Below are 19421 nucleotides of genomic sequence, written 5' to 3' on the forward strand. Positions count from 1 at the left end.
AATAATTGATTGTAGACTAATTTTATGTACTGTTTAAGTTAAATTTAGATACATGTTAATCAGAATAGGTACCAGAGGAAGCAGCCTTGCAGTTGCCCAGGCTTTGGAAGCAAAACAAAAGTTGCTGGACTCTTTTCCTAACTTATCTATTGAAATTGTTAAGATAAAAACTTCTGGAGATAAGTATGCAAACGCAAATCTTGCTGAAATAGGAGGTAAAGGATTATTCATTAAAGAAATTGAGGCTGAATTGCTCGAAAATAATATAGATATGGCAGTTCATTCGCTAAAGGATGTGCCTGCGTTTTTCTCAGGGGGTTTAACAATTCCTTGTGTTTTAGAAAGGCTAAGTCCATGCGATGCGTTTATTTCTCATAAACACAATAGCCTTGAGTCTTTGCCACAGCAGGCTACTATTGCCACTTCTTCAATAAGAAGAAAAGTTCAGTTGTTAAATGTTAGACCAGATCTAAATATAATATCGCTACGTGGAAATGTAACAACCAGATTGCAAAATCAAAGTTTTGATGGAATAATTTTAGCTGAAGCTGGACTCATAAGATTAGAAAAGCATCACTTAATTATAGAGGTATTGCCACCAAAAGTTATGTTAAGTGCAGTGGGACAGGGAGCGATTTGTATTCAATGTAGAAGAAATGATGTAAAAATTATCGATCTTTTAGAAAAAATTAATAATAATATGTCTCTTACAAGAGTGAAATCAGAGCGCAGTTTTATGAAGACAGTGAATGGTTCATGTTTTACACCACTTGCAGCTTTGGCTGAATATGTGAACCGAAATATGCTACATCTTTGTTGTATGTTAGCAAGTGGAAAAAATATATACTTCACTGAGCGCACTTCATTTATAGAAGATGCGGAGAAAATGGGTATGGATGCAGGACTAGAGTTGAAATCAAAATGCTTATAAGCTTACCTAAAGTACGTGGAATCTATCGTTATGACATCTTAATGTCTAAAGCGACGTGGTTAAACGTCGGTGGACGAGCTGATGTGTTATTTAAACCATGTGATATTGAAGATTTAACATACTTGATTAAAAATACTGAACTGCCAGTTAGCGTTATTGGTGCAACATCCAACATAATAGTACGAGATAGTGGCATTCGAGGAATAACAGTAAAATTAGGTAAGGAGTTTGCATATATTAAAAGTAAGGGTAACAACTCTATTGTAGCTGGGGGAGCTGTGCTGCTCAGGAACCTTGCTTACTTTGCAGGAGAGCAACAAATTAGTGGACTCGAGTTTCTAGTTGGAATTCCAGGAACAGTTGGTGGTGGAATAGAAATGAATGCAGGTGCGTATGGTAGTGACATCGGAAGCGTTGTACAATCCATAAAAGCAGTGAATCTAGAGGATGGAAACCTATATAAGTTCTCCAGCGAAGAAATGGGGTATTTTTACCGTGGACATAGCCTAAAAGGAAATTGGATTTTTGTTGAAGCTGAGTTTAAAGGAGTAAACTCAGAGTCTGAGCTTATATTGCAAAGGTTAAAGGAAATTGTTGAGAAAAAAAATAAAAGCCAGCCAATAAGAGGAAAAACTGCTGGGTGCATATTCAAAAATCCAAAAAACTACCGAGCATGGGAGTTAATTGATAAATCTGGCTGCCTAGGATTAAATATTGGTGGAGCTAGAATCTCTAAGAAACATTGTAACTTCTTGCTCAATTACGATAATGCAACTGCATCTGACTTGGAAAACCTTGGCAACAGAGTAAAAGATGCAGTGAAGGATAAATTTAATGTTGAACTTGAGTGGGAAATAAGGGTTTTGGGTGGCTATTAAACAGTTTTTATAGCTTCTGTATATTCTAATCTTTCCTAATGACTCAGCATGATCGTAACCTCTCACACTTAATTAAACAGACTAAATTCTGTAATTTTGGGATGTTGAAAAATTTACCTTACGTTGTTATTCCAGCGCATAACGCTGAAATCCAGATTTATAGAAACGAAAAAACTTGCTTGACAAACTCCGCCAGCCCCCTTATCATAATATTGAAGGTATTCAGTTATCTTCATCTGTGCAGATTAAACAGCAAGAAAACAACGTAATTGGCGTCTTATTTTTAATTTTTTGCACTATGTGCACCTTATGTCTTCACAACATTTCTGGGTTTTTACCTATATAAGCTGAAACGCGCTTATAAGTCGTTTAAGACAGTATAGTACGCCAATTTGCAGGATTAGAGAGTGACAACTAGCTAACGCGGGGTTTCTTTTGCCTTTTTTTCTGCTTAGTAAATTTCTTAAACATTTAAACTAAGGTGAGTTGCGTTTAAAAGCAGCTAAATTGCAGTGTTTAAGACTTAAAAAACGCCAAATACTGAAAATAGACAATGACCAGGGCTTCTTTTGCCTTTTTTTCGTTTGGTAAATTTCTTAATGTTTACAGCTAAAGTAACTTAGGTTCACCGACAACCGTCATCCTGCTACGTGTTAGCGGATGAGATACCGCGAATGAATCGCGGTATGACGGTTCGTGGCGGCATGACGGTTAAGCAATTCGTCATCCCGCAGCGGGATCTCTTGTTAGCGGATGAGATACCGCGAATGAATCGCGGTATGACGGTTCGTGGTGGCATGACGGTTAAGCAATTCGTCATCTCACAGCGGGATCTCTTGTTAGCGCCGCGGCGGTATGACGGTCTGCGGCGGTATGAAGGTTAAGCAATTCGTCATCCCGCTGCTTGTTAGCGGGATCTCTTGTTAGCACCGCGGCGGTTGTAAGTTAAAAATATGTTATAAAAGAAACAAGAGGGAAGATAACTCTACTCACTATAGGAATAGAGCTATCACGGGCGTGTGCGCGGCGTTGGTGTTATAACAACCGTCTATATCAAGGTACACTAGCCCTATCCCTCGATACGTTTGAATAGTTGCATGGGACATATGTATGCACCCGTTTACAATCTTAAATCAATAAACTATCGAGGTTGTTAATATGGTTACATCTTATCAAAACTTTATTGGTATTGACATCGGAAAATTTAAAAATGTTGTTGCGGTTCACACACAGAAGAGTGTTGTCGAATTTGATAATAATGCTTCTGGTTGGCAACAATTGTTTAAAAAGTTTTCAGGTATCTTACCTAATTCTTTAGTAACTTTAGAAAATACAGGAAAATATGAGCTTGGTTTATCGCATTTTCTTATTGACAAGAATATCGCTGTACATCGAGCTAATACCCGTAAAGTAAAAAGCTTTATCTTGTCTCACGGAACTTTAGCAAAGTCTGATAAATCAGATGCAATGGCTCTTGCTCAGTATGCGCCATAGAACTCTTTCTCCCTACTTCTAAAGAACAATCAACTTTGATTGCACTTTGTCAACGTCGTGATGACCTTACACAAATGAGAGCCCAAGAGAAATGTAGGTTGGAAGCACCTGAAAATGACTACACAAAAAAAAGTTGCCAAAAAACCATTGACTTTTTTAACAGTCAGATAAATAAGCTCAATAATGCCATACAAAAAATCATTGATAAAAATCTAGAGTTACAGAAGCGCCAAAAAATTCTGAGAACAGTGCCAGGAATAGGTCCAAAGTTATCACAAGATTTTGTGTGTCTGATGCCGGAGCTTGGCTACTTAAACAGAAAAGAAGTAGCAAGTCTTGCTGGAGTTGCACCGCATCCAAAAGAAAGTGGAAAAGCTATTGGTTATCGAAGAATAACAGGCGGTAGAAGCAATGTTCGTACTAAGCTTTTTACGGCTGCAATGGCTGCTGCAAAGTCCAAATCTGCACTTGGTGCCTTTTATTCCAAGCTCATTGAAAGTGGTAAGAAGAAGATGGTAAGCTCTAATGCGTAAAATTATGGTTATTGCTAATGCCAGGCTTAAAGAAGCAGTTAATGTGAATTAAAAAATCTGCATAGAAAATAAGTTAACGAATATGTGCGTCCACACACACTTAAAGCACATATTCGTTAACCATAAAATCTAAGCAGTAACTGTTGTTTGATATAAAATTTTTCTATGATAAATTAGGGTGTTTATTGTCAAAAATGCATTTTCTAATTGAATAAAAATACAAAATTATAAACAAGAGTTGTAATAAAACTAAATTCAAAAAATTTAAAAAAAACATAGTTGATATGACGGTTCGTGGCGGTATGAAGGTTAAGCAATTCGTCATCCCGCTACTTGTTAGCGGGATCTAGCTTTGAGATACCGCGGCGGTATGACGTAGGGAAACCTTTCTTGAGTTAGCTACAGCAGCTTGCAAACCATTCAGAAAAGGGAAAACAAAACTATAAAAAACCATAGGAGCCAGATGGTTTTTAGCTAAAGTCAAAATTTTCTGCCATAACATGAGCCCACCACTAAGCAGCAGAAGACCTTGCATGACCTCCAAAAAATGCTTTTACTCCTTCAAGATAAGTAGGTGGTTCTGCAGGAATTTCTATACCATCTATAACAGCGTTTATTGCTTCTTTTACATCATCGCTTGTAATTAACTCTTTTAATTTATGCTTTATAGGGCCTCTTCCAACATCTTGCCCATACCTATTGTAATAATCCACATATAATTCATTAAAGACAGATTGTTTTGCTTCTTCTATCAGTTTACTGATGTTGCTTTTTATTTGAGGATCCATATCACCATCAGAATAAAAATTATCAAAATTGTCCTTTAAAACTGTAATTTTTTTATTGTTACAGCTTCTCAGGAATTTTTCTGTAATGCTTGGCATTCTCTCATACACTTGAGCGTTTACCTCAACTGTAAAGTTATTTTTAGCTTCAAGACAACTGAGTGAATAAATAATACGATTAAACATTCCAAGATGACATGCACCATTTCCTTCTTGTAAACGCATTAGTAACATGCATTTTAGAAAATCTGTATCTAACTTTTGATCCTTAGCTGCAGTCAAAACTAAATTTGCAGCTTGCGTGAGAGTAAGGCTAGTTTTTGATTCTCTATAAGCTGCTCCATTAGAACCATTAAAGTTAAGGTAAAGTTTTAATTGCTCTTTTTGCTCAGTTGTAAGCTGATCTGAATTATTTATGTAGTCTTCAAACTCTTTATTGAGTACATTTGGTTGAGCTCCAAATTTCTGTTTTAACTCTTGAGCGCATTGGAGAATACTATGTTCAAAACTACTCGTGTGAACACTCTGACTACTAGTGCCCACGTCACTTACATTAAACAAAAAGCTTAGCTGCTTTACATTCAAACCCAAAGGTGAGAAGAGCTTTATCAATGGATACTTTATTAACTCGAGGAGTGCTACTGGAATTAGCAGTGCATAATTTAACAATAATAAACCAAAATTAAATATAAGAAACCTACGTAGAGCTGATACCTTTGATGCAACGTACAAAAACGGAAGCTGTAGGTAATATATCAAGTGTATATTGAGGAATAAGATTTTGTCCTTTAATTTTATTGTTGGATCTTTATAAACCTCAAACAACATGCTATTGCTATCAATATTGTCGTTTTTAAAGGAATTATAGTTGTTTATGATTTTTTCTCGCAAAGGAAGGAGCATTCTATCCAGGCAAATAAGCACAGCAATAACAATAAAACCTGTAGCTAAAAATGCTAGTGCAGGGCTAGAGGTGCTTGTAGATAAATAGGTATAAAAATTACTAACTAAGTCCTTACAAGGGCGAACTAGAATCGGGTCAAAGATATAGTCGACGAGAAGACCTAAATAGTAATAAGCAAAAGATAAGAATAAAATAAAACTACATAAGAGTAAAATAGAACCACAAACAGCCAAAAATATTTTTAACCTTGAATTCATAACCACCTCTTAATAATCTGTTAACATAATCTATTTTAGAAATAAATTGAGAAAAATGCAATTTTTTATAAAGATCGATTGAAATTTCTGAGCTTCAATTATATTCTTAATCTATTTAGATAAAAATTATTGTGTCAAATAAAATAGGTTTTTGGGCTATTTTTGCCTTAGTGATTAGTAGTCAAATTGGCTCTGGAATTTTTATGCTTCCTATTAGCCTTGCTCCATATGGCGCTTATAGCCTTATAAGCTGGGTGATATCAGGGCTTGGTGCTATATCTCTTGCTTTGGTTTTTGCCTTACTCTGCGCAAAATTTCCAGAAACGGGTGGTCCTCACGTTTATGTAAAGCATGCTTTTGGCCCTGCTGCAGCTTTTTTTGTTGGTTGGACATATTGGGTAAGTTCGTGGGTTAGCTCAACAGCTGTCACAGTTGCAAGTATTGGTTATTTAGCTCCACTTTTTCATAATGATATACAAAGTATACATTTGCTTTTAGAAATAACATTAATTTTAGTTATTATGCTAATAAACTTAAGAGGAGTAACTACTGCTGGCCGTGTTGAGCTTCTGCTAACCATTGTTAAAATTATTGCACTTCTTGCAATACCCGTAGCAGGGCTATTTTTCTTTGATAGAAACAATTTTATTGTAAGCGAGGAAATATCAACCCTCACGATGTCTCAAGTCCTTGCTCGCTCTACACTACTCACTCTATGGTGTTTTATTGGCCTTGAATCAGCAACAGCACCTGCAGGATCAGTCAATAATCCAGCCAAGACTATACCAAGAGCCATTGTGCTTGGAACAGTCTGTGTTGCTGTGATATATTTCATCAATAGTCTTTCAATTATGGGGTTAATAAATGGTAATGACCTAGCAAATTCAAAAGCACCATACGTTGACGCAGTCAAAATTATGCTTCCAGGTAATTGGCATTTTATTATTTCCATTCTTGCTTTTATCGTTTCCGTGAGTAATCTAAATGCTTGGTTTTTAGCTGATGGACAAGTGACTTTAGGCCTTGCAAAAGATAAATTAATGCCACAATTCTTTACTAAAAGAAACAAGTACGATGCTCCTTTTTGTGGAATAATACTCAGTACTCTGGGAGTGTTAGTTTTACTTATTCTAACATCAAGCAAAAATTTTGCTAAGCAAGTAACTTCAATTATTGATGTCTCTGTAGTTTCATTTTTATTTATCTACTTAGCATGTAGTCTTGCTTTCCTCAAGGTTATTATACAAGAGAAAAACTATTACGAATTTTTAATTGGGAGTGTGGCTGTATCTTTTTGCTGCTGGATAATATACGAGACTCCTATAAATACATTATTGACCTCAAGCTTGTTTATTTTAGGTAGTATACCTACATACTTATTTTGGTACCGCAGGTCCACGCTCATTTAACTTTTGTATACACGAGTTAAGTTACTTATTCGTTGAAGTTTTCCAATTTAAGCCATATTATTAATCCATTTAGATAGAAATTATTGTGTCAAATAAAATAGGTTTTTGGGCTATTTTTGCCTTAGTGATTAGTAGTCAAATTGGCTCTGGAATTTTTATGCTTCCTATTAGCCTTGCTCCATATGGCGCTTATAGCCTTATAAGCTGGGTGATATCAGGGCTTGGTGCTATATCTCTTGCTTTGGTTTTTGCCTTACTCTGCGCAAAATTTCCAGAAACGGGTGGTCCTCACGTTTATGTAAAGCATGCTTTTGGCCCTGCTGCAGCTTTCTTTGTTGGTTGGACATATTGGGTGATTTCATGGGTTAGCACAACAGCTGTAATAGTTGTAGGTGTTGGTTATCTTACACCATTTTTCTATGAGGATATTCAAAACGTACATCTGTTTTTAGAGATGTTATTACTCACAATTATTACACTAACAAATTTTAGAGGAGTAGCTACTGCTGGACGTGTTGAGTTCTTATTGACGGTTATAAAAATTTCTGTATTGCTTGTAATACCTATAGCAGCATTGTTTTTTTTTGATAGAAATAACTTCATCATAAGTGAAGAAATATCAAATCTTACAACATCGCAGATTCTCGCCCGTTCTACACTTATTACTCTATGGGGTTTTATTGGAGTTGAATTGGCAACAGCACCAGCTGGTTCGGTTAACAATCCAGGCAAAACTATACCCAGAGCCATAGTGCTTGGCACAATTTCTGTTGCTGTTGTGTATTTTATCAACAATCTTGCAATTATGGGATTAATAAATGGCAATGATTTAGCAAGTTCAAGAGCACCATATGTTGACGCGATAAAAATTATGGCCTCTGGCAATTGGCACTTGATTATTTCTATAATTGCGTTTATTTTTTGTGTTGGTACCTTAAACGCTTGGGTCTTATCCAGCGGGCAAGTTGTTTTTGGCCTTGCAGAAGATAAACTGATGCCACAGTTCTTTGCTAAAAGAAACAAGCACGGTTCTCCTTTCTGGGGCATAACAATCAGCTCCGTTGGCACTTCAGTTCTACTAATTCTCACTTCAAGCAACAATTTTGCTAAACAGATCACCTCAATTATCGACTTTTCTGTAGTTTCATTTTTGTTTGTCTACCTTGCATGCAGTCTTGCTTTTCTCAAGGTTATTATAAAGGAGAAAAACTATTACAAATTTTTAATTGGCAGTATAGCAACAACCTTTTGCTGCTGGGTAATATTTGAAACTTCCGTGAATACCTTGCTGATCGCAAGCTTATTCACCGCAAGTGGCGTACCTCTTTATTTATTTTGGTATCGCAGAGTTTCTGTATAGCAAATGTTATAGCTAGAGATAATTTTTAAATGATTGATATTTATGGATCACGACTTTGCTTGTTGTCCACTTGTTCAACATTACCCTTCTCAAGTTTACTATCTACTTCTTTTGCATGTGCATCATCTACACTAATCTCATCTTTTATCTTACTGGAGTGACCTGTTTGCGATTTTTCATATGCTTCTATGTTGTCATATATAGGGTTACTGATGATTTCTATTTTTTCAGATGTGAAAATCCTTGCTAAAAATCTCCCTATTATTGGTATTGATCTTAAGAAATCTCTTAACTTTGAAGATTCTTGTCTTTTATTTAGGAACTGTTGGTCTATTTTAAGGTTTTTTACACCATATTTTTTATCATCAAAATTTATTGCAGGCTTTCTTTTTTTCGAAAGAACATTTTGAGCCTTTAATCCATTGGTTCTTTCAGGCTCTTGAGGTGTAGACATTGCAGGTTTAACCTTAGTTTCATCGTATTCTTTATTCATCTTTCACTTTATTATGTAATATTACTAATATTGCATAATAATAGCTAAATTACAATTAATTGCAAGGTAAAAATATTAAAACAATTGTAAATTTTGTCAGTCAAAATATAATAGAACTTTAAAGTTAGAGGTTCATCTATATGGGATACAAAATTGCTGTTATTGGAGCAACCGGAAGAGTAGGGCGTGAGGTATTAAGCACGCTTGCTGAGTTTCAAGATGAGGCAATAGATTCTGTAATTGCACTTGCATCGAAAAAATCAGAAGGGAAGAAGGTGAGTTTTGGTGACAAAGAGTTAACAGTTTTATGCCTTGAGGATTATGACTTCGTTGGAACTAATATAGCCATTTTCTGTGCTGGATATCATGTTTCTGAAAAGTATGTACCAATTGCAACACAGGCTGGATGCATCGTGATAGATAACAGTTCCCATTTTAGAATGAAAGAGGGTGTGCCGCTCATTATTCCAGAAATTAATAAAGAAAAAATTATGGAATATAAAAACCACAACATAATATCCAACCCAAACTGTACTACAATACAGATGTTGCTAGTACTACATCTATTATACCAGAAAGCAAAAATAAAGAGAATCGTTGCTTCAACTTATCAATCAACTTCTGGCGCAGGCAAAGCAGCAATGGATGAGCTCTATGACCAGACAAAAAAAACCTTCATGAATGAGACTAAAAAGCCCGAGATATTTCCGAAACAAATAGCGTTTAATTGCATTCCCCATATAGGGAAATTCATGGAGAATGGTTCTACAGAAGAGGAATGGAAAATGCAAGAGGAGACAAAAAAAATTTTAGAGGAAGATATAAAAGTTACTGCAACTTGTGTAAGAGTACCCGTCTTTATCGGTCACGCTATGGCAGTAAATGTAGAATTTGATCAACATATCACTGAAGAACAAGCTCGTGAAGTGCTAAGTGAAGCCGAAGATAGTGGAGTCTTAGTGTACAACAGGCGTGAAGACGGTGAATACATCACTCAAATTGATGTTGTACAGGAGAATGCTGTATATGTATCGCGTATTAGAAGAGACAATACTGTTAAATACGGATTAAATATGTGGATAGTGGCTGATAATCTGCGCAAAGGCGCAGCATTAAATATAGTGCAGATTCTTGAGATTCTAATAAGAGAGACTCAATAACTTAAATCTATATTGACATGTCCCATTTTACGCTTACCTCTAACCTCTTTTTTCCCATATATGGTTAAACTAGCTTTTTCGTTGCTCAAATAGTTATGAGAATCATATATATCATTACCTATTATATTTTTCGTCATACAAGGAAAGCGTAACACTACTTCCTGCATAGGTAGCCCGCATATTATCCTAATCAGCTGTTCAAATTGACTAACGTTACATGCATCCAAGCTCCAGTGGCAAGAATTGTGAGGTCTTGGAGCTAGTTCATTAACTAACAACTCGTTATCTTTAGTAACAAAAAATTCAATAGCCAGAATTCCTATTACATCGAGCGCATTTGCTATTTTCTTTGCAGCTCGTTGTACCTCTTGAGTTAATTTGCTATCTATTTTAGCTGGCACTGTTGAAGTATCAAGTATTCCATCAACGTGGTAATTTTCTGCTATAGGAAAAAAAGCTACTTTACCGTTTTTATCTCTTGCAACGACTATTGAAACCTCTTTCAGTAAATCAACACTTGCTTCAAATATGTACTCTGTATTCCAATCAAAGGAAGCAAATTGCTTCACTTCAGAATCATTTTCAAGCACATATTGCCCTTTTCCATCATAACCCATTTCTGTTATTTTCAGCCTTGTTGGATAGCCAAAAGCTCTACTATTTTCTAATAGCTCATTATAATTTTGTATACTTTTGTATTCAGCAGTTTTTATACTCAAGCTTCTAATGAAATCTTTCTCTCTAAGCCTATTTTGCGCAATGTGTAACGCTTTTTTACCCGGATAAAAATTTACATCGATATCAATTGCACTACATGGAATATTTTCAGACTCAATAGTGACCAAATCCACACTCTGTGCAAAAGATTCAAGCGCTTTCTTATCAGAGAAATCTGCTATTGTGAAATCATCAGCAACAGAGCAAGCCGGATCGTCCTTAGCACTGGCAAAAACATGTGTTTTTTGTCCAAGTTTTGTTGCAGCGATAGCAGTCATTTTACCTAATTGTCCACCACCTATTATTCCTATTACTTTTTTGCTAAGCGCATCTGGTTCGTTCATACTATAAATTGATATTTCCTAATTAAAGTATACTTGAAAAATCTATGAAAAAAGTATATAATTAAAATACTATCTTTTTATCATGAATATTCTATAATGATAGAGTACACACTAACTACCAACTTTGTTGAAGTTACAGTTTTACCAATTTATATTGAAGAGCAATCCATTCCTTATGAAAATTGCTATGTATGGATGTATAACGTTAAGATAAAAAACAAAAGCCAATCAACTATTCAATTATTAAGTCGTCATTGGCAAATAATAGATTATAAGGGAAAAATAAATGAAATTGCCGGAGTTGGTGTTATCGGAGAACAACCTGTGATAAAATCTGGAGAGGTATTTAAATACACAAGTGGAACATACTTAAATGCACCGTCAGGAGTAATGCAGGGTAAGTATGAATTTCTGAATGAAGAAAGCATAAAAATTTTTGAGGTTATGATACCACCCTTTTCTTTGGATAGTCCATACGTCAAAACTAGACCCCATTAACTATCAAAATAGTTTATTTGTAACCAGACTGCATTCTGTGATTTTTAGCAAAGCACGATCTTTCATTTGAGCTTTCTTCAATTTAAAATAAATACAGAAAATTGCTACCTATAGCTAAACTGACTTACGACAATTTGAAAAACCATCATACCGCTACTAGTTAGCGCCACGGCAGCATAGCTATCTTCAAAAATATGGTTGAATAATTGTTAATAATAGTGTATAATTATTAATATTTTTAAGCATTTTTGCCATGGCTCTTTCAAAATTTCTCGATCCTCGCAATGATTTGTGTTTCAAAAAAATCTTTGGAACGGAAAAAAATAAGAATATCCTTATTCACTTTTTGAACGATATTTTAGGGTTTACTGAGATAAATGCAATACAAGAAGTTGAGTTTCTTAGCACTATTATGGATCCCGAAGTTGCCTCTGATAAACAAAGTATTGTTGATGTTCTCTGCAAGGATTCTCACGGAAATAGATATATAGCAGAAATGCAGCTCGCTAGAGACAAGGGCTTCGAAAAACGCGCTCAATTATATGCCGCTAAAGCCTATTCAAGACAATTAGATAAATCTGGCAACTACATTGATTTAAAGAAAGTCTTCTTTATTGCTATATCAAATTGTAACTTACTTCCTGAAGAAGTTGATTATATTTCTACTCACAATATACGTGATATAAAAACTAACGGCCATTACTTAAAAGATTTTCAGTTTGTCTTTATTGAGTTGCCTAAATTCGCAAAAAATAAAGTAGAGCAGTTAGAAAGTATAGTAGAAAGGTGGTGTTTCTTTTTTAAATACGCAGAAGAAACAACAGAAGAGGACTTAAAAGAGATAGCAGAAAAAGCGCCAATAATAAAGCTAGCATATGATGAATTAGACAAGTTTCGTTGGAACGAAAAAGATTTAGTAGCCTATGAAGAAAGGATAATGGATCTACGCAAAGAAGAAGCTATTCTTGAATACAGACTTGATCTTGCTGAAGAGAAAGGTATACAAAAAGGTATAGAGAAAGGAAAAATTGAAGGGAAAATTGAAGTCGCAAAAGCAATGCTTGCTAATAATGTTGATGTCAACACTATTGTCAAGTTTACAGGCCTTTCTATTAGTGAGATTGAAGAATTAAGTGGAAATCTGTGAACGGTTACGTTTATTTTTTATCCTTATCATCAAGTGTAAATAAGGTTATTGTAGAGATTAAGCCTACTATAACTATTATCAACGAAAATGGGGCAGCTTCTCTATAGCGCTCATCGCTTACAAGTTCATATATTCTAGTTGATATAGTTTCAAAATTAAATGGTCTTATAATGAGTGTTGCTGTGAGCTCCTTGATAGTGTCCATAAATACGAGCAAAAATCCCGATAATATACTTTTCTTGATGAGAGGGATATGAACATTCAAACATGTGGAAATAGGCCCATGACCCATGGTATATGCAGTCCACTCAATTTCATTTGGTGTTTTTTTGAGCCCTGATTCTACCGCCTCGAAAGATATAGCAAAAAAACGAAATAAATATGAGTAAACTAATGCGCCAATAGTTCCTACTAAGCTAATTTCCACAATATATTGAGTAATGAAAGAAGATATTCTGCTTAAAAATATTATTATACTAATTGCAATAATTGCATTTGGAATTGCGTAGCCTAAAGAAATGAGACGTGCTACATTATTGATCACCTTATTTTTACGCGCCGTATATCCAATCATTATTGCAATGCTAATTGAGATTAATGCGGTGATAAATGATAAGCCAACACTATTTGCTATTATATTATAGAACCTTGCTTCATATATGAAAAACCCCTTCTCTATGCTCCAATACATGAGTGGAATCATTGGCAAAATAAAACCTATCAATATTGGTAATGCACACATAACATAAGTGCAAATTAACGGTACAGCACCACTTACACTCCGTTTGTTGTGATAATCTGCATTAGTGTTGATTGAAGAGTAAGATATTCCTTTTTTTTGTAGTTTCTTTTCGATAGCTATTAGTGTTGCAACGAAAATCAATTCTACAACTGCTAAAACAGTAGTTGAATACTTATCATGCAGTAAAAACCAGGTGCGATATATTCCTGTCGTAAAAGTATCGATAGCAAGAAACTGTGGTGTGCCGAAATCCGTAATTACCTCCATTAGTACCAAGGACAACCCAGCTATAATTGATGGACGTATGGAAGGTATGATGACAGAAAACAGGCTCTTCAATGAGGAGAACCCAAGTGTTGATGCAATAGTGACTGAGTTACTAACATTCTTTAAACTTGAGCGGACTAACATATAAACGTATGGATACAAACTAAATCCCATTACTAATATTCCACCACCTAGGGATTTTATTTCAGGAAACCAATAGTCACCTTTGCTCCACTCTAAAATGTCTCTTAATGAGCTCTGCACCGGACCTGAAAATTCTAGTGTATTTACATAGACGAACGCTACTATATATCCAGGAATCGATACCGGAAAGAACAAAGCAATCTCAAAAATTTTACTTCCAGGAAATGAAAAAAATGTGGTGAGCCATGCTGGAATCACTCCAAATATGAAGGATATCCCCCCTACTCCTATCATCAAAATTAGCGTACTCAGTATATATTCAGGGAAAAGTGTACTGATTACCCATCCAGAATTTGCTGATTCTGTAAATAGAATCGATATTAACGATAGTATAGGACAGACGAATAATATACTTACTAAAAATAAGAATATATTTTTAAATACTCTCAAAAACATTAATTTGGATCTATATTTGGTATTAAAATGTTATATGTAAAAACTGAAGATATCCAGTAATTAACAGCCGTAATATTGAATACCTTTATAATTTTGTATATCATGTTTTTAGTTGATAAGTGAATAATCATGAGCTTCGTCATTGCAACTTTCTATCACTTTGTGGAACTCTCTAATTATTATGACATGAAAGACGAAATAAAAACCGCATGCGATAACATTGAATTAAAGGGTACTATACTCCTTGCAGAAGAGGGTATTAATGCAACCGTATCTGGTGAAAGAAACGCGATTGATAAAATATTCGATTTTCTACGTTCTGATTATAGGCTAAGGGACCTTACATGGAAAGAGAGTGCAGCAGAATATCAACCTTTTAGCAAGATGAAGGTAAAATTAAAAAGAGAGATCGTGAATCTTGGTGTAGGCAATCTTGATATTTCCCTTAAGGGTAAATATGTTGATCCAGAGCGTTGGGATGATTTTACTTCTCAACCTGACGTTTTAGTAATAGATACACGAAATGAGTATGAAGTGAAATTAGGCAAGTTTAAAAATGCAATCAATCCACATACTCAGCGTTTTCGCGATTTTCCTGAGTGGGCAAAGTCTTTCTCTGAGAGTAAAAACCTGAAAGTAGCTATGTACTGTACTGGTGGGATTAGATGTGAAAAATCAACAGCGTACATGAAAAATCTTGGATTTAACGATGTGTACCACCTGAAAGGTGGCATTCTTTCTTACCTTGAAAAAACTTATAATAAAAATGGTAATTGGGAAGGTGAGTGTTTTGTTTTTGATGATAGAATTACTGTTGATAACTCACTTACTCCAAGCAACACAATAAAATGTATATTCTGCTCAAATCAAGTTTCAACTGATAAGCTGAAGTCAGTTCCACGTGGCCAAGTGGTTTGTTCTGATTGTAAACTTCAGTGTTATAGCTATAGTAAGTAAGAATTCCCTTTACTTGACCTTTATAATCCCAGCGCGTGATGCTGGGATTGGTTTCCCTTACTTCACCATAACTACCTCAAACAGAATCGGGGGTAAAACCCCTGATTCTGAAGGCGTTGGTGTTAGTCTTTCTCACCCACTGCAAATATTGCACGGTACTATCCACTTGGTCGTCGTGGCGAGCTTCCGGAAACATTAAAACCTCATACTCAAAATCGCTGAGCCATACTGCTTGGTGCGGCAGAAAAACCTTACCAGACTCTATTATTGGAACAATTTGGTAGAATCGAGCAAGTTTACCGCTATGTGGTACTATCTCGACAACAGGTAGGTCACTATTTGTCTTTAGCTCTTGAATCAATTGCTGACCACTCGTTTTTGCTTCGATTAAAATTGCATGTGGCTTCCACCTTGCAGCTAGTGACAGAACTTGTTCTTTAAGTTTTGGATACTCAAGCTTTGCACGATATACATCAAGTAAATAGAATTTATTATCCGCTTTTGCCCAGGTGGTACAAACGCTAAAGCCCATAAGTGTTGAAAGTGCAATCACACAAGGTGATTAAATTAATGGTATGTAAATCTCCTCTTGATATCAACCTTCGTTGTTGGGAAAGCAGATAAACCACGTCGAAAATTCGCTTAAACCTTCTAACCACAGGCAAAAAGGCGCTTTTTTAATTTACCATTGAAATTTATGCCGTTAACCACTTTATATAATGCCACTTATAGCACTTTCAACACTTATGCGCCGCGGCGGTTGTAAGTTAAAAATATGTTATAAAAGAAACAAGAGGGAAGATAACTCTACTCACTATAGGAATAGAGCTATCACGGGCGTGTGCGCGGCGTTGGTGTTATAACAACCGTCTATATCAAGGTACACTAGCCCTATCCCTCGATACGTTTGAATAGTTGCATGGGACATATGTATGCACCCGTTTACAATCTTAAATCAATAAACTATCGAGGTTGTTAATATGGTTACATCTTATCAAAACTTTATTGGTATTGACATCGGAAAATTTAAAAATGTTGTTGCGGTTCACACACAGAAGAGTGTTGTCGAATTTGATAATAATGCTTCTGGTTGGCAACAATTGTTTAAAAAGTTTTCAGGTATCTTACCTAATTCTTTAGTAACTTTAGAAAATACAGGAAAATATGAGCTTGGTTTATCGCATTTTCTTATTGACAAGAATATCGCTGTACATCGAGCTAATACCCGTAAAGTAAAAAGCTTTATCTTGTCTCACGGAACTTTAGCAAAGTCTGATAAATCAGATGCAATGGCTCTTGCTCAGTATGCGCCATAGAACTCTTTCTCCCTACTTCTAAAGAACAATCAACTTTGATTGCACTTTGTCAACGTCGTGATGACCTTACACAAATGAGAGCCCAAGAGAAATGTAGGTTGGAAGCACCTGAAAATGACTACACAAAAAAAAGTTGCCAAAAAACCATTGACTTTTTTAACAGTCAGATAAATAAGCTCAATAATGCCATACAAAAAATCATTGATAAAAATCTAGAGTTACAGAAGCGCCAAAAAATTCTGAGAACAGTGCCAGGAATAGGTCCAAAGTTATCACAAGATTTTGTGTGTCTGATGCCGGAGCTTGGCTACTTAAACAGAAAAGAAGTAGCAAGTCTTGCTGGAGTTGCACCGCATCCAAAAGAAAGTGGAAAAGCTATTGGTTATCGAAGAATAACAGGCGGTAGAAGCAATGTTCGTACTAAGCTTTTTACGGCTGCAATGGCTGCTGCAAAGTCCAAATCTGCACTTGGTGCCTTTTATTCCAAGCTCATTGAAAGTGGTAAGAAGAAGATGGTAAGCTCTAATGCGTAAAATTATGGTTATTGCTAATGCCAGGCTTAAAGAAGCAGTTAATGTGAATTAAAAAATCTGCATAGAAAATAAGTTAACGAATATGTGCGTCCACACACACTTAAAGCACATATTCGTTAACCATAAAATCTAAGCAGTAACTGTTGTTTGATATAAAATTTTTCTATGATAAATTAGGGTGTTTATTGTCAAAAATGCATTTTCTAATTGAATAAAAATACAAAATTATAAACAAGAGTTGTAATAAAACTAAATTCAAAAAATTTAAAAAAAACATAGTTGATATGACGGTCTGCTGCTTGTTAGCGGCTAAGAGATACCGCGGCGGTATGACGGTTCATGGCGGTATAACGGTTAAGCAATTCGTCATCCCGCAGCGGGATCTCTTGTTAGCGGATGAGATACCGTGACGGCATGACGGTTAAGTAATTCGTCATTCCGCTATGTGTTAGCGGATGAGATACCGCGAATGAATCGCGGTATGACGGTTAAGCAATTCGTCATCCCGCAGCGGGATCTATGTTAAGAGATACCGCGGCGGTATGACGTAGGGCTACTCGGATGACAAAGAAATAGGCACTGGGATGACAAAAAAGGGGCTACTCGGATGACACTGTTATAAAGTGAAACAGTACTTGGCTTGTGTTCTAGGCAAAACCTGCTATAACATTTAACATACTGTTTCTGAAACAAATGTTCCGCACTGGGATCTGCTATGTAAGAGGTCTAATGATCAACGAAGAAATTGTAAGAGAGAACTTAAAAAAAGTCATAGAGCAAAAAAGCGGTAAAGATGTGATCGCTCTTGGCATAATATCCTCAATCATTATTGAAGGCGGGGACATTGGTTTTGCGCTTGAAGTTGCTGGTAACACGCAAGCAAACGAAGAATTAAGAAGAAATTGTGAGCAGGCTGTTAAAGCTATACCAGGGGTGACAAAAGTGATCGTGGTTGCTACTTGTCAAAAACAAACTGGGCAACAAAAAGCTAAATTACATATCGAAGGAGTGAAAAATATAATCATTGTGGCCTCTGGTAAAGGCGGTGTGGGCAAGTCCACAGTTGCGCTAAATCTTGCTCTCTCATTAGCAAAGTTGAAACATAAAGTTGCATTAGTTGATGCAGATATATATGGGCCTTCAATTCCTAAAATCCTTAGCACTGAAAAATTAAAGCCAGAAATACGGGATGGGAAAGCAATGCCTATAGAAAAGTATGGCCTGCATACTATTTCAATCGGCTATTTTATTGATAAAGATCGTGCAGCGATATGGCGTGGCCCTATGATCACAAAAGCACTTTATAATCTGCTCATGGGAACAAAATGGTCCGATATAGAGTATTTGATAGTTGATACACCACCTGGAACTGGCGATGTGCATTTAAGTCTTATGGAAAATTTTAACTTAACCGGGGCGATAATGGTTTCAACTCCACAGGAGCTTGCCTTGATTGATGCACGCAAAATTTACGATATGTTTATAAAGCTCAGTATACCGATTATTGGCATTGTGGAAAACATGAGCTATTTTACTCAAAATAACTCAAAAATATATATATTTGGAAAAGACGGTGCAAAAAAAATGTCTGAAGAGCTAGGAATCAAACTCTTAGGTAGGATTCCTTTAGATCCACAAATATGCCATGCTTCTGATTGTGGAAATCCTTTAATGCTAAGTGAAGATTTGACAAAGATTTATGAAGACATTGCTCAAAGTATAGTTAAACAATAGAATAAGCGTGAGAAACATGCGAATCAAAGTCCTCTTTTGTTAGTTACAAAATAGACTGCTTGCATAACCATTACTTACATGAAAAATTAGCAGCTTTTGTCATTCCAGCGCGTGACGCTGGAATCCAGAAAAAAAGAAGAATGGATCCCAGTGTCAAGTACTGCCTTTGTGTTTGAGGCAAAACCGGCCATAGCATTTAACACACTGCCTTCGCAAAATGTTCGTACAGTTGTTCGTTACGTGCTGGAATGACAAGGTGGAGTGTCTTTAGATGTCATCCAAGTAGCTGACACTGGGATCTAAAAAATTTAATTTATATATAAAGTTTGTTTAAACTATTTTTAAAATAGATAGAATATAAT

The 19421-nt window shown here is 35.7% G+C and carries 17 protein-coding genes and 3 pseudogenes; 14 read left to right on the forward strand and 6 right to left on the reverse strand.

Annotated elements, in window-relative coordinates:
- The first annotated feature begins 52 nt into the window (after positions 1-52).
- The 4 genes and pseudogenes from hemC (at position 53) to NHG98_RS02600 (ending at position 3888) form a co-directional block, all read left to right on the forward strand.
- A complete protein-coding gene (gene hemC, locus NHG98_RS02585; protein WP_096641505.1) occupies positions 53-931 on the forward strand; it encodes a hydroxymethylbilane synthase in 879 nt (292 codons plus the stop codon).
- Positions 922-1809 carry a UDP-N-acetylmuramate dehydrogenase gene (gene murB, locus NHG98_RS02590; RefSeq protein WP_096641506.1) on the forward strand — a complete coding sequence of 296 codons (888 nt, stop codon included), beginning with the start codon at positions 922-924 and terminating at the stop codon, positions 1807-1809. The genes hemC and murB overlap by 10 nt, the downstream gene beginning before the upstream one ends.
- A 650-nt stretch (positions 1810-2459) precedes the next feature.
- Positions 2460-2693: a hypothetical protein gene (locus tag NHG98_RS02595; protein ID WP_259245537.1), complete on the forward strand. Its 234-nt coding sequence runs from the start codon at positions 2460-2462 to the stop codon at positions 2691-2693.
- A 274-nt stretch (positions 2694-2967) separates the two neighbouring features.
- Positions 2968-3888: pseudogene (locus NHG98_RS02600) on the forward strand (IS110 family RNA-guided transposase).
- A gap of 460 nt (positions 3889-4348) precedes the next feature.
- Here the strand turns inward: NHG98_RS02600 and NHG98_RS02605 are convergent.
- Positions 4349-5782 carry a hypothetical protein gene (locus NHG98_RS02605; RefSeq protein ID WP_096616995.1) on the reverse strand — a complete coding sequence of 478 codons (1434 nt, stop codon included), beginning with the start codon at positions 5780-5782 and terminating at the stop codon, positions 4349-4351.
- Between the two features lie 131 nt (positions 5783-5913).
- Between NHG98_RS02605 and NHG98_RS02610 the strand changes: the two genes are divergently transcribed.
- Both NHG98_RS02610 and NHG98_RS02615 read left to right on the forward strand, forming a co-directional pair.
- Positions 5914-7191 carry an APC family permease gene (locus NHG98_RS02610; RefSeq protein ID WP_096616993.1) on the forward strand — a complete coding sequence of 426 codons (1278 nt, stop codon included), beginning with the start codon at positions 5914-5916 and terminating at the stop codon, positions 7189-7191.
- Positions 7192-7276: 85 nt separating this feature from the next.
- Positions 7277-8551 carry an APC family permease gene (locus NHG98_RS02615; RefSeq protein ID WP_096616991.1) on the forward strand — a complete coding sequence of 425 codons (1275 nt, stop codon included), beginning with the start codon at positions 7277-7279 and terminating at the stop codon, positions 8549-8551.
- Positions 8552-8591: 40 nt separating this feature from the next.
- On the opposite strand, the gene NHG98_RS02620 is transcribed toward NHG98_RS02615, so the two are convergent.
- The gene (locus NHG98_RS02620; protein ID WP_096616989.1) at positions 8592-9044 is read right to left on the reverse strand and encodes a hypothetical protein; all 453 of its coding nucleotides are present in this window, start codon (positions 9042-9044) and stop codon (positions 8592-8594) included.
- Positions 9045-9184: 140 nt separating this feature from the next.
- Between NHG98_RS02620 and NHG98_RS02625 the strand changes: the two genes are divergently transcribed.
- Positions 9185-10204 (forward strand): aspartate-semialdehyde dehydrogenase, encoded by a 1020-nt coding sequence (locus NHG98_RS02625; protein WP_096616987.1) that lies wholly within the window; start codon positions 9185-9187, stop codon positions 10202-10204.
- Here NHG98_RS02625 and NHG98_RS02630 read toward each other — a convergent pair.
- A complete protein-coding gene (locus NHG98_RS02630; protein ID WP_096616985.1) occupies positions 10198-11265 on the reverse strand; it encodes a 5-(carboxyamino)imidazole ribonucleotide synthase in 1068 nt (355 codons plus the stop codon). The genes NHG98_RS02625 and NHG98_RS02630 overlap by 7 nt on opposite strands.
- 96 nt (positions 11266-11361) lie before the next feature.
- On the opposite strand from NHG98_RS02630, the gene apaG reads away from it, so the two are divergent.
- The gene (apaG, locus tag NHG98_RS02635) at positions 11362-11763 is read left to right on the forward strand and encodes a Co2+/Mg2+ efflux protein ApaG (protein ID WP_187297604.1); all 402 of its coding nucleotides are present in this window, start codon (positions 11362-11364) and stop codon (positions 11761-11763) included.
- Between the two features lie 253 nt (positions 11764-12016).
- A complete protein-coding gene (locus tag NHG98_RS02640) occupies positions 12017-12910 on the forward strand; it encodes an Rpn family recombination-promoting nuclease/putative transposase (RefSeq protein ID WP_259245539.1) in 894 nt (297 codons plus the stop codon).
- Positions 12911-12920: 10 nt separating this feature from the next.
- Here NHG98_RS02640 and NHG98_RS02645 read toward each other — a convergent pair whose 3' ends face one another.
- Positions 12921-14519 carry an ABC transporter permease gene (locus NHG98_RS02645; RefSeq protein ID WP_096617949.1) on the reverse strand — a complete coding sequence of 533 codons (1599 nt, stop codon included), beginning with the start codon at positions 14517-14519 and terminating at the stop codon, positions 12921-12923.
- A 129-nt stretch (positions 14520-14648) separates the two neighbouring features.
- Here NHG98_RS02645 and trhO point away from each other — a divergent pair, with 129 nt between their 5' ends.
- Positions 14649-15476: an oxygen-dependent tRNA uridine(34) hydroxylase TrhO gene (trhO, locus tag NHG98_RS02650; RefSeq protein WP_096617947.1), complete on the forward strand. Its 828-nt coding sequence runs from the start codon at positions 14649-14651 to the stop codon at positions 15474-15476.
- Between the two features lie 76 nt (positions 15477-15552).
- On the opposite strand, the pseudogene terL reads toward trhO, so the two are convergent.
- Positions 15553-16005 (reverse strand): annotated as a pseudogene (gene terL, locus NHG98_RS02655) (phage terminase large subunit); the annotation flags it as partial.
- 451 nt (positions 16006-16456) lie between these two features.
- Here terL and NHG98_RS02660 point away from each other — a divergent pair.
- Both NHG98_RS02660 and NHG98_RS02665 read left to right on the forward strand, forming a co-directional pair.
- A pseudogene (locus tag NHG98_RS02660) lies at positions 16457-17377 on the forward strand (IS110 family RNA-guided transposase).
- Between the two features lie 232 nt (positions 17378-17609).
- Positions 17610-17735 carry a hypothetical protein gene (locus tag NHG98_RS02665; protein WP_259245541.1) on the forward strand — a complete coding sequence of 42 codons (126 nt, stop codon included), beginning with the start codon at positions 17610-17612 and terminating at the stop codon, positions 17733-17735.
- A gap of 112 nt (positions 17736-17847) precedes the next feature.
- On the opposite strand, the gene NHG98_RS02670 is transcribed toward NHG98_RS02665, so the two are convergent.
- Entirely contained in the window at positions 17848-18018 is a 171-nt protein-coding gene (locus NHG98_RS02670; RefSeq protein WP_259245542.1) for a hypothetical protein, read from the reverse strand.
- Between the two features lie 36 nt (positions 18019-18054).
- On the opposite strand from NHG98_RS02670, the gene NHG98_RS02675 reads away from it, so the two are divergent.
- Positions 18055-19059, forward strand: coding sequence for an Mrp/NBP35 family ATP-binding protein (locus NHG98_RS02675; RefSeq protein ID WP_096617611.1), 1005 nt, complete (start codon positions 18055-18057; stop codon positions 19057-19059).
- A gap of 111 nt (positions 19060-19170) precedes the next feature.
- The gene (locus tag NHG98_RS02680; protein WP_259245543.1) at positions 19171-19311 is read left to right on the forward strand and encodes a hypothetical protein; all 141 of its coding nucleotides are present in this window, start codon (positions 19171-19173) and stop codon (positions 19309-19311) included.
- Positions 19312-19421 lie beyond the last annotated feature (110 nt).

Source organism: Wolbachia endosymbiont of Aedes albopictus (assembly GCF_024804185.1).
GTDB lineage: Bacteria > Pseudomonadota > Alphaproteobacteria > Rickettsiales > Anaplasmataceae > Wolbachia > Wolbachia pipientis_B.